Here is a 10986-nt window from a genome sequence, read left to right as displayed (position 1 = left end):
AATAAAATTTAAGGATAATGAGTTCAGAAAAAGAAGCTAAACTAAAAGCACTACAGCTTACTTTAGATAAATTAGATAAGGCTTACGGTAAAGGAACCGTAATGAAAATGGGGGATAAAGCTATCGAAGAAGTAGAAGTAATCGCTTCTGGTTCGCTAGGTTTAGACTTGGCTTTAGGTGTAAATGGTTATCCTAAAGGAAGAATCATTGAAATTTTTGGCCCTGAATCCTCTGGTAAAACAACATTGACTTTGCACGCCATTGCCGAAGCTCAAAAGGCAGGAGGAATTGCGGCTTTCATTGATGCTGAACACGCATTTGACCGTTTCTATGCTCAGAAATTAGGCGTGGATATCGACAACTTAATCATCTCTCAGCCAGACAATGGAGAGCAAGCATTAGAGATTGCTGAAAACTTAATCCGTTCTGGAGCTATAGATATTGTGGTTATTGACTCAGTTGCTGCATTAACGCCTAAGAGTGAAATCGAAGGAGAAATGGGAGATTCTAAAATGGGACTTCATGCTCGTTTAATGTCTCAAGCATTACGTAAATTAACAGCTACAATCAGTAAAACACATTGTACGGTTTTCTTCATTAACCAGTTACGTGAAAAAATTGGTGTAATGTTCGGAAACCCTGAAACAACAACCGGAGGTAATGCATTGAAATTCTACGCATCGGTTCGTTTGGATATTCGTCGTTCTTCACAAATTAAAGATGGTGAAGCGGTTTTAGGTAACCGTACTAAAGTGAAAGTAGTTAAAAATAAAGTAGCACCACCGTTTAGAACGGCAGAGTTTGATATCATGTATGGAGAAGGAGTTTCTAAAACTGGAGAAATTTTAGATCTTGCTGTAGAATTCGAAGTGATTAAAAAATCCGGATCTTGGTTCAGTTATGGTGATACTAAATTGGGGCAAGGCCGTGATGCTGTAAAATCCTTAATTAAGGATAACCCTGAATTAGCCGATGAATTGGAAGCTAAAATCAAGGAGCTGATTAAGCAAAACGATAATTAAAATAAAAAGCCATTCGGAAGAGTGGCTTTTTTCTTTTTTATGACGCAACCCTTTTAGCAGTTTTGTATCTTTAGTTTATAAAGAACCATTTTAAGATGGTAGAAATTGAATCTAGCTGAAATTTTGATTTTGATGAATAAATTAACACATATATGAGAAAAGTATTTTTATTGTTAGTTGCTGTGATTTTATTAGGAAGTTGTAGTTTAGGTGATGATAATGGAACAAAATTCCACACCGAATTATTGCCTATTGAAAGTGCCGATTTGCCCGATGAATTCAAAAATGACAGTATCTATGAGTTGCCTTTTACTTATGTTAGACCTTCCACTTGTCATTTGTTTGAAGGGTTTTATTATGCAAAAGACGCCAATATAAGAACCATTGCAATTCATACCAGTGTTATTGAACAAGGAGGTTGTACTACACCTACAGTGAATCCTATAACAGAAAAGTTACAGTTTAGGCCCTCATCAAGTTACACTAGTTACATTTTTAAACTTTGGAAGGGTGAAGATAGCAATGGAGTTGATGTTTTTGAAGAAGTTGAAATTCCAGTAGTACCTTAAAAAAATAGAGTAAATTGAGTTTACCAATACTCATACAAGGATGTGTAGAGAAAAATACCAAATCCCAGGAACAACTATACCAGCTGTATGCAGGAAAGTTGTTTGCTGTCTGTTTGAAGTATTCGAAGAGTTATGCAGAAGCTCAAGATAACCTTCAGGAAGGATTTCTTCTTATTTTTGACAAAATTGGTCAGTATAATTTTAAAGGTTCATTTGACGGTTGGGCTAAGCGGGTTATGATTAACCATGTGCTTCAACAATATAGGAAGACGACTTTCTTGGAATTGGTGAATGATGTGGCTGATGAGAAAGAGGTTGAAATTGATGATGATAACATTAGCCTTGAATTTTTGCTCAAAATCGTTCAAGAGTTGCCCGATAGATATAGGTTGGTGTTCAATTTATATGTATTAGATGATTACTCTCACAAGGAAATCGCCGATATGTTAGATATTTCAATTGGCACAAGTAAATCGAATTTGGCAAGAGCAAAAATGATTTTGAAAGATAAAATTGAAAAAAACAATCAAAATAATTTACCCTCGGTAAAATGAATGATAAAAAAAATATAGAACGTTTGTTTCAGGAAAAATTCAAAGATTTTGAAGTGAATCCTTCTCCAGAACTATGGGGAAATATCGCTTCTCAATTGGAGAAAAAAAAGGAAAAAAGACGAATTTTCCCATTTTGGTTTAATGCTAAAGCAGCCGGTATTGCCGCTGCTTTAGTGTTAGGCTTTTTTACATTGAATACAAATTCCGATTGGTTGAATAGGACTAGTTTAACTGATTCGGCTGTTGAGAGTCAAACGAATTCAACAATTGTTGAAAAAAGTAATGTAACGTCAAATGAGATCTTGAAAAAGTCGCCGAATTCGACTTCTTCGTTATCCAGCGAAAACCAAGAATCGGGAGTCATTTCAAGTAATGAAAATGGAATAGAAAAGCGAAACAAAACTTCTCAAAACGTAATAGTTTCCTCTGCGTTAGAAAACAAGCTTCCGTCCAATCAAAATCCTGTAGCATCCAATGTGATTAAACCTACAACTACTAAATCCAAGAATACCACTTCGTATTCTAAAAGCACCAATTTGGGTACTGAAGGAACTTTGGTTCAAAACAATTCAAAATCCCCTAGAGAACAAGGTGAAAAGACAAGTTTAGTATTTTTAGATAACCCGGAAAACGCAAAAAAAATCGCTAAAGATGTTGATGAATCGTCTTTTGATAAGCCAACTTTTATTGTTGACAAGAATAAATCGACTCCAATCCAATCCAATACAGCGCTTGCGAATTCTACACAAATTTCAGATCTTTTAAATACAGAAGATCCAATAGCTAAAGATTTTGATGCCGATAACAAAACAGTTACTTCAGATAATAAACAATTAATTGTTAAACCTAATGATAAGAATCAAAAATGGGTAAGTCTGAGTAGTGTGGTGTCCGATGAAACGGAAAAAGATTCGAACGGTAGCTTATTGCAGGTGAATGAAAAAAACAAAGATAAACTTGTAGTTAATCCTGTAAAATCGGATAAAGCTCTTAATGGGAAGCTTTCAGAAGAAAAGGGTATCAGTACCACTTCGGATTATAGACCGAATTTAGAGAGTCAGTTTAAGGTAATACAAAATGATTCTATCATGGCGGCATTGGCAGCAAATAATCCATTGGAAAGGATTTTAAGAGAAAAAGAGATAGAAAAAAGTACTTCCGAGCAACAGGAGAAAGTTGAACCAACGACTTCAAAATGGGGAATTCGACCAGCCGTAGCAGTGCTTTTTTCAGGCGCATCTCAAGGTTCTCCTATAAGCGAAGAATTTGCTGATAATGAAAAGTCTTTTGAGTCAAAGTTCGGTTTGGGTATTGGAGTTGATTATGCTATGAATAAGAAATTGACCATTAGAACGGGTATCAGTAGAGTAGATATGGCCTATAATACGAATGACATTTCGTTTCATTCCAATCTTTCAGGAAGGGAAACGCAAGAGCGTACTATGAAAAACATCAATAAAAATCCAGCTTCTTCGAATGTAGTTATTGAGGATAAACCCAATACCAATTCAATTGAAGCTTCATCTATAGTTGAAGAAACAGGTGTTTTAAAACAGGAATTGGGTTATATTGAAATCCCTATGGAGATTTCCTATAAACTCATAGATAAAAAATTAGGGCTTAACTTTGTTACAGGAATAAGTACTTTGTTTTTAAGTGGTAATAAAATTTCAATAACTAGTAACGGGATGACCACTGAAATAGGGGAAGCAAACAACCTGAACAAGGTACATTTTAGTACGAATATTGGTGTGGGTATGAAATACAATATCTCCAAATCGTTTGATGTGTCAGTTGAGCCAATGCTTAAATATCAAATCAAAACATTCAGCAACGATTCTGGTAATTTTAAACCCTATGTAATGGGGGTATATTCTGGATTTCGTTACAAATTTTAATATTTAGTTAAGTGTGTTGCTCTTTTGGGCAACCGTGGAAAGTGCCCTACGCCGGGGCACTTTTTATTTTTGATTTTCGAATTGTAGTAATTCGTTATAAATAAGTTCGCGAGCTTCATCACGAATCGCTTTTCTGTCGTGGTGTACTTTGTTTGAAGTGTCCAAAAAAGGAAGGATTTTAACCCTAAGTTTTCCGGGACTACCACTAAAAAAAGTATACGAAAATCGTTTTTTATTATCTGGAAAAATCATAGGTACAATCGGTAAATGATGATCAACAGCCAAGTTGAAGGCACCGGTTTTAAATTCATCTAAAAGAATGCTCTCATCATCAGGGACTTTTCCTTCCGGGAAAATACAAATACTTAAATCTTGATTGATTTTCTTTTGAGCACGTTCGTATACTTGTTGACGGCTTTTCGGGCTGTCTCTGTCTACCATGATTACAGCTCTTTTGTAAAAGAAACCAAACAATGGGATTTTAACCAATTCTTTTTTTCCAACAAAAACAAATGGATTTTTAACGGTTACCAACATTAGCATGATGTCGACCATCGAAGTATGATTGGCAATAAACATATAACTTTTGTGGGGTATTATGGCTTCTTTCGCTTCTACTTTTGGATAGAAACCCATGCCATATAAAATAACTTTGGCCCAAATTCTGGCCATTTTAAAAAAATACGGATACCAGCTTTCTTTCAGAAAAGAAGCGAATAAAAAAGGGAACATTACTACAATTGGTAAAAGTACCAAAATGTAAAACCAAACACGCCAAAGTAGCCAAAGTGGAATTTTAAATAGTTTCATAACGTCAAAAATACGGAATCACTTTAAAAATCTGATAAAAGAATTAACTTTGCTAAAAATAGATTAAAATTTACCATGGCAAAAATACTTACCGGAATACAAAGTACAGGTACGCCGCATTTAGGCAATTTATTAGGAGCGATTTTACCCGCTATTGAAATGGCTAAAAATCCTGATAACGAATCGTTTCTTTTTATCGCCGATTTGCATTCTATTACGCAAATCAAACACGGCGAAACCCTACGAAACAATACAACTAGTACTGCTGCGGTATGGCTTGCTTGTGGTTTAGATCCGTCAAAGGTGATTTTTTACCGTCAGAGTGATGTGCCTCAAACTACGGAATTGTCTTGGTATTTGAGTTGTTTCTTCCCGTTCCAAAGACTAACACTGGCGCATTCTTTTAAGGATAAAGCAGATCGATTGGAAGATGTGAACGCTGGTTTGTTTACTTATCCAATGTTGATGGCTGCCGATATTTTGTTATACGATGCAGAAGTGGTTCCGGTAGGAAAAGATCAGTTACAGCATCTGGAAATCACACGTGATGTAGCGTCTCGTTTCAATCATCAAATGGGGGAGACTTTTGTTTTACCAGAAGCATTGACAGCAGAAGATACTAAGTTGGTTCCGGGAACAGATGGCGAGAAAATGAGTAAGTCAAGAAATAATATCATCAATATTTTCCTTGAAGACAAACCTTTGCGCAAACAGATTATGGGAATTGAAACCGATAGTACGCCATTGGAAGAGCCTAAAAATCCTGAAACTTGTAAAATTTTTGCAATATATAAGTTGTTGGCTTCAGATGTGCAAATTGCGGAAATGACTGAAAAGTATAAGAACATCAACCGTGATTTTGGTTATGGTCACGCGAAACAAGCATTGTTTGAATTGATTATTGAGAAGTTTGCCGCCGAAAGAGAACGTTACAATTATTATATGAACCATCTGGAGGAATTGGAAGGATTGTTATTGGAAGGCGCTAAAAAAGCCTCAACGATAGCTGATGGTGTTTTGAAAAGAGTACGAACTAAATTAGGCTATTAATTCAGTTTTGACTTAAAATATAAATCCCGGATTTCATCAATTGAAATCCGGGATTCTTTTTTATTGCTAAACCTATTATTCTTCTTGCAAAGCGTTCCAGCCTCTAGCTTTTAATTCAATTTTAGTGTTGGCGCGGGTTACTAAATGAATTCCTTCACTTTGTTGTGTCATATGCCCAATTACTGTGAAATTCGGATTGCCTTTGATTTTGTCAAAATCATTCATCGCAATTGTGAATAATAATTCATAATCCTCACCACCATTTAAGGCAATTGTCGTACTATCAATATTGAATTCTTCACACACATTGATGAATTGTGGGTCTAAAGGTAGTTTCTCTTCGTACAAATTACACCCAACACCTGATTGTTTGCAGATGTGCATGATCTCCGAAGACAATCCATCAGAGACATCAATCATCGAGGTTGGTTTGATTTCCAATGCTTTTAAAATGCCAGCCACATCTTTACGTGCTTCCGGTTTTAATTGACGTTCGATGAGATAAGTATAATCGTCTAAATCAGGTTGGTTATTCGGATTGACTTCAAATACTTGTTTTTCTCTTTCTAAAACCTGTAGTCCCATATAAGCGGCACCCAAATCCCCTGAAACTACTAATAAGTCGCCTTGTTGAGCTCCATTTCGGTAAACAATATCTTCTGCATTAGCTTCTCCTAAAGCTGTAATCGATAGGATCAAGCCTTTTTGCGATGAGGTAGTGTCGCCACCAATGACATCGACTTCGTAGTGTTTAGCAGCCAAAGTAATTCCTTCGTATAATTCTTCCAATGCTTCCAGTGGGAAACGATTGGAAACTGCAACAGAAACTGTAATCTGAGTAGCTTTGGCATTCATGGCAAATATATCCGAAACATTAACCACCACGGCTTTATATCCCAAATGTTTCAACGGCATATAAGCCAAATCAAAATGAACACCTTCGATTAATAAATCGGTAGAGACAATCGTTTTTTTGTCTTTAAAATCCAAAACAGCGGCATCATCTCCAATACCTTTTAAAGTAGATTCGTTTTTTATTTCGAAATGTTTCGTCAAATGATCAATCAGGCCGAATTCGCCTAACTGAGCAATGCTGGTTCTTTGTGGGGTTTTATCTTCTATCATGGTTATTCAATTTCTAAGCGACAAAGGTACAAAGTTTTTTCAGGCGTGAAATTTTTTAAAAATGCAATTTTACTACTGACAAGCAGTTGTCACTAACCCCTATTAATTTTGTTTCAGTAATCATTAAAACACTAATAATATGAACACAGAAACAGTTTCACAGGTAATCAGTCAAGAAGATTTGTTAAAACATTGGCAAGGGCACAGAGCGTTGACAAGACGTGTAATAGAAGCGTTTCCGGAAAAAGATTTCTTTGAGTTTTCAGTAGGAGGATTGCGTCCGTTTGCGAAGTTAACAGATGAACTTTTAGCGATAGCGGCTCCGGCATTAAGAGGAATTGTAAACAAAGAAGTGCAGCCGTTTACAGAAGACTCAAGTAAAGGATTTACAACAAAAGCCCAGTATTTGGAACAATGGGATAATGACACCAAAGAAATCGATGCGTTATGGCAACAATTGACCGTTGAGGATTTTAGCGAAACGTTTAATCTTTTCGGTCAGTACGAATTCCCTATCATTCAAAATATTTTGTATTTCATTGACAACGAAATTCACCACCGCGGGCAAGGCTATGTGTATTTAAGAGCGTTGAATATCGCCCCGCCTTTTTTCTGGGAAAGATAATTTTTCCAATTGGAAGGTGCTTTTTAAAATAGTGAAAGCTTTTGCTAATTAAATTGTGTTTGATCCCGGAGACTTTGGTTTTCGGGATTGTTTTTTAGTAGTTTGGTTTTGCTGCGTTCCAATAAATCCAAAACCCGGGTTTTGAGTTCTTCGGGTTCTAGTATCTCTGACTGATCGGCAAACATTAGAAACCATCGTGGAAAACCTTCCTTGATTTCACTACACATAAAGGTCATTTCAACTTGATTGTCTTGGTTTTTTTCCGAAACAAATCCATATTGTTTGCGTTCCCAACTAAGGTAGCGAGCTATTTTTTTATCAACCAAAACACGCACTTTAATTAGCGTGTCCAGAGGTTTGTCTTTGTGTAGTAACTCCTCAAGGGTTTTGTGTTCAAGGGTGTACTCTAAATCGGTTTTCTTAATCAGCTGAATGCGATCGGTGCGAAACTTTCGGTAATCGTTTCTTAGGTGACAATAGCCCAAAACATACCAAAAGTTATTTTCGTGAAAAATACCTACAGGTTCTATTCTTCTTTCGTTGATTTCTTCTGTATCGAAGGTTTGGTATAAAAGCAGTATTTGTTTTCGTTCCGCAATGCCATCAAAAAACAAGGCCAAAGCATTGGGTGCTTTTTCGTTAAATACTTCTTGGTTGGATTGCATGACGACTTTCGATTCGATAGCATTCAGCCAATCTTTGTCACTGGTTCTTAGTACCGCTTTAAGTTTATACATTGCCGATTTGTAATGTTGGTCCAATGCTGGATCTGTGAACTTTTGCATTAACTTTTCGGCAGCAATAAAACTACTGGCTTCTTCACGAGTAAACATGATAGGAGGTAAACGATAGCCGTCCATTAAAGAGTAACCTATCCCTGCTTCACTGTAGATAGGAACTCCGGATGTTTCTAAAGTACGTATATCTCGGTAAATGGTGCGCAAACTTACATTAAACCGATCCGCTAAATCCTGAGCTCTTACAATCTTTTTGGATTGTAATTGGATAAGAATAGCGACAATTCGGTCAAATTTATTCAGAGTTTCGTCCATGAGATTACCTATAACTTTTCTTTCAAAGATACGGTTTTGGCTAGATTGATTTATAATAAAAAACCCAACAACAGTTGTTATTGGGTTTCAATTATGCAATCATAAAATTTTTAATCATTCAATTTCAATACTGCCATAAATGCGGATTGCGGGATTTCTACGTTACCCACCTGACGCATACGTTTCTTACCGGCTTTTTGTTTTTCCAATAATTTACGTTTACGAGAGATATCACCACCATAACATTTTGCAGTTACGTCTTTACGTAAAGCTTTGATTGTCTCACGCGCAATAATTTTGGCACCGATAGCCGCCTGAATAGGAATGTCGAACTGTTGTCTCGGAATCAATTCACGTAGTTTTTCACACATTTTTTTACCAATATGGTATGCATTGTCTTCGTGAATTAAGGCAGATAAAGCATCTACATTCTGACCATTTAATAATACGTCCAAACGAACTAATTTAGACGTACGCATCCCGATTGGATGGTAGTCGAAAGAAGCATATCCTTTGGAAACCGTTTTCAATCGGTCGTAGAAGTCGAATACAATTTCAGCCAATGGCATATCGAAATTCAATTCTACACGCTCAGTAGTTAAATACGTCTGATTGGTGATCAATCCACGTTTCTCAATACATAAACTCATTACGTTGCCTACGAAGTCTGCTTTGGTAATGATGGTAGCTTTGATATAAGGTTCTTCTACACGATCTAATTTAGATGGTTCTGGTAAGTCAGAAGGGTTGTTTACTACGAATGGTGTTTCCGGATCTTTCTTAGTGTACGCCAAATACGATACGTTGGGAACCGTTGTGATTACCGTCATATTGAATTCGCGTTCCAAACGCTCCTGGATAATTTCCATATGCAACATTCCTAAGAATCCGCATCGGAAACCGAATCCTAACGCTGCCGAGCTTTCTGCTGCAAACACTAATGAAGCATCATTTAACTGCAGTTTTTCCATAGAGGCGCGAAGTTCTTCGTAATCTTCAGTGTCAACAGGATAGATACCTGCGAATACCATCGGTTTCACATCTTCGAAACCATGAATCATATTGGTAGTAGGTACTTTAGCATCCGTAACAGTATCACCTACTTTTACTTCTTTCGCTTCTTTGATTCCCGAAATCAGATACCCTACGTCACCGGTTGAAACTTTATCTTTGGGAACTTGGTTTAGTTTAAGCGTACCGATTTCATCAGCGAAATATTCATTGCCGGTCGCCATGAACTTGATTTTCTGACCTTTTTTGATTTCACCATTCTTCACACGGAAGATTACTTCAATACCTCTGAATGGGTTGTAAACCGAGTCAAAAATCAAGGCTTGTAATGGTTCTTCTGGATTTCCTTTTGGTGCAGGGATTTTTTCAATAATAGCTGCTAAGATGTTTTCCACACCAAAACCGGTTTTACCAGATGCATGAATAATATCTTCCAAATCACAGCCTAATAAGTCAATGATGTCGTCACTTACTTCTTCCGGATTGGCACTTGGTAAATCCACTTTGTTTAATACTGGAATAATCTCAAGATCATTTTCCAAAGCCAAATAAAGATTGGAAATGGTTTGTGCCTGTATACTCTGAGCCGCATCAACAATCAATAGCGCTCCTTCACAAGCAGCAATGGAACGGGAAACCTCATAAGAGAAATCCACGTGACCCGGAGTGTCAATAAGGTTTAAGATATAATCCTCCCCTTTGTATTTGTATTCCATTTGGATGGCGTGACTCTTAATGGTAATACCACGTTCACGCTCTAAGTCCATATTATCCAGTAATTGTGCTTTCTCTTCGCGAGCTGTTACTGTTTGCGTTGCGCCCAATAAACGGTCGGCCAAGGTACTCTTACCATGGTCAATGTGCGCAATAATGCAGAAATTTCGAATATGCTTCATCTTATACATTTATGGGCATTTGGCTGTGAACTGTAGAATTGATTAGGATTTCAGGACAATTCACGGCCAATGCTCTTAGTCATCATTTTAAGCTACAAAAGTATGAAAATAAGTGAAGCAATTAAAGTCTCTTTTTTTAAACTTTCTTTAGCTGAAAATTTTAGCAAATACAGAAGGCTTTTTAGTGATTTTTCCTCTTGCAATTCTGTATTTTCTGAATTCCATAAGTTGCTTTTGCAATTTCTTTTTAAGACGGTCTAGGTTTGATTCTTTTGCCATGATTTTTTAGTTTTTGAAGTTTGTTTGAAATCAAAAAAACGTGATTTAACGTGTCTTAAAAATAGTAAAAAAAATCCTATAAAAATAAAAATTTT

At 36.5% G+C, this 10986-nt stretch carries 11 protein-coding genes; 6 read left to right on the top strand and 5 right to left on the bottom strand.

Annotated features, from left to right (window positions below):
• Positions 1–17: 17 nt before the first annotated feature.
• The 4 genes from recA (at position 18) to ACS8MM_RS12305 (ending at position 4043) form a co-directional block, all read left to right on the top strand.
• On the top strand, positions 18–1022 hold the full coding sequence (gene recA / locus ACS8MM_RS12320) for a recombinase RecA (protein WP_379717348.1): 1005 nt from the start codon (positions 18–20) through the stop codon (positions 1020–1022).
• A gap of 152 nt (positions 1023–1174) precedes the next feature.
• Entirely contained in the window at positions 1175–1591 is a 417-nt protein-coding gene (locus tag ACS8MM_RS12315) for a hypothetical protein (RefSeq protein ID WP_379717346.1), read from the top strand.
• Between the two features lie 14 nt (positions 1592–1605).
• Positions 1606–2145, top strand: a complete 540-nt coding sequence (locus ACS8MM_RS12310; RefSeq protein WP_379717344.1) for an RNA polymerase sigma factor — start codon at positions 1606–1608, stop codon at positions 2143–2145.
• Positions 2142–4043, top strand: a complete 1902-nt coding sequence (locus tag ACS8MM_RS12305) for an outer membrane beta-barrel protein (RefSeq protein WP_379717342.1) — start codon at positions 2142–2144, stop codon at positions 4041–4043. The genes ACS8MM_RS12310 and ACS8MM_RS12305 overlap by 4 nt, the downstream gene beginning before the upstream one ends.
• A 63-nt stretch (positions 4044–4106) precedes the next feature.
• Here ACS8MM_RS12305 and ACS8MM_RS12300 read toward each other — a convergent pair whose 3' ends face one another.
• Entirely contained in the window at positions 4107–4853 is a 747-nt protein-coding gene (locus ACS8MM_RS12300; protein WP_379717340.1) for a lysophospholipid acyltransferase family protein, read from the bottom strand.
• 75 nt (positions 4854–4928) lie between these two features.
• On the opposite strand from ACS8MM_RS12300, the gene trpS reads away from it, so the two are divergent.
• On the top strand, positions 4929–5903 hold the full coding sequence (trpS, locus tag ACS8MM_RS12295; RefSeq protein ID WP_379717338.1) for a tryptophan--tRNA ligase: 975 nt from the start codon (positions 4929–4931) through the stop codon (positions 5901–5903).
• A 75-nt stretch (positions 5904–5978) separates the two neighbouring features.
• Here the strand turns inward: trpS and thiL are convergent, their stop codons facing one another.
• Complete coding sequence (gene thiL / locus ACS8MM_RS12290; RefSeq protein WP_379717336.1) at positions 5979–7028, bottom strand: thiamine-phosphate kinase; 1050 nt, start codon at positions 7026–7028, stop codon at positions 5979–5981.
• 139 nt (positions 7029–7167) lie between these two features.
• Between thiL and ACS8MM_RS12285 the strand changes: the two genes are divergently transcribed.
• Positions 7168–7653, top strand: coding sequence for a DinB family protein (locus tag ACS8MM_RS12285; RefSeq protein WP_379717334.1), 486 nt, complete (start codon positions 7168–7170; stop codon positions 7651–7653).
• A 44-nt stretch (positions 7654–7697) separates the two neighbouring features.
• Here the strand turns inward: ACS8MM_RS12285 and ACS8MM_RS12280 are convergent, their stop codons facing one another.
• The 3 genes from ACS8MM_RS12280 to ACS8MM_RS12270 all read right to left on the bottom strand — a co-directional run bounded on the left by ACS8MM_RS12280 (position 7698) and on the right by ACS8MM_RS12270 (position 10891).
• On the bottom strand, positions 7698–8705 hold the full coding sequence (locus ACS8MM_RS12280; RefSeq protein ID WP_379717332.1) for a helix-turn-helix transcriptional regulator: 1008 nt from the start codon (positions 8703–8705) through the stop codon (positions 7698–7700).
• Positions 8706–8815: 110 nt separating this feature from the next.
• Complete coding sequence (gene lepA / locus ACS8MM_RS12275; RefSeq protein WP_379717330.1) at positions 8816–10612, bottom strand: translation elongation factor 4; 1797 nt, start codon at positions 10610–10612, stop codon at positions 8816–8818.
• 147 nt (positions 10613–10759) lie between these two features.
• Complete coding sequence (locus ACS8MM_RS12270) at positions 10760–10891, bottom strand: hypothetical protein (protein ID WP_379717328.1); 132 nt, start codon at positions 10889–10891, stop codon at positions 10760–10762.
• Between the last annotated feature and the right edge of the window lie 95 nt (positions 10892–10986).

It is taken from the genome of Flavobacterium sp. MAHUQ-57 (assembly GCF_051908335.1).
Classification (GTDB): domain Bacteria; phylum Bacteroidota; class Bacteroidia; order Flavobacteriales; family Flavobacteriaceae; genus Flavobacterium.
The sequence above is the reverse complement of the archived record's forward strand: the minus strand, read 5'-3'. Positions and strand labels throughout refer to the sequence as shown.

Coding starts and splice junctions, on each gene's coding strand:
- ACS8MM_RS12270 (WP_379717328.1), bottom strand. CDS start 10,891: ATGGCAAAAGAATCAAACCTAGACCGTCTTAAAAAGAAATTGCAAAAG.
- trpS (WP_379717338.1), top strand. CDS start 4,929: ATGGCAAAAATACTTACCGGAATACAAAGTACAGGTACGCCGCATTTA.
- ACS8MM_RS12280 (WP_379717332.1), bottom strand. CDS start 8,705: ATGGACGAAACTCTGAATAAATTTGACCGAATTGTCGCTATTCTTATC.
- ACS8MM_RS12300 (WP_379717340.1), bottom strand. CDS start 4,853: ATGAAACTATTTAAAATTCCACTTTGGCTACTTTGGCGTGTTTGGTTT.
- recA (WP_379717348.1), top strand. CDS start 18: ATGAGTTCAGAAAAAGAAGCTAAACTAAAAGCACTACAGCTTACTTTA.
- lepA (WP_379717330.1), bottom strand. CDS start 10,612: ATGAAGCATATTCGAAATTTCTGCATTATTGCGCACATTGACCATGGT.
- thiL (WP_379717336.1), bottom strand. CDS start 7,028: ATGATAGAAGATAAAACCCCACAAAGAACCAGCATTGCTCAGTTAGGC.
- ACS8MM_RS12305 (WP_379717342.1), top strand. CDS start 2,142: ATGAATGATAAAAAAAATATAGAACGTTTGTTTCAGGAAAAATTCAAA.
- ACS8MM_RS12315 (WP_379717346.1), top strand. CDS start 1,175: ATGAGAAAAGTATTTTTATTGTTAGTTGCTGTGATTTTATTAGGAAGT.
- ACS8MM_RS12285 (WP_379717334.1), top strand. CDS start 7,168: ATGAACACAGAAACAGTTTCACAGGTAATCAGTCAAGAAGATTTGTTA.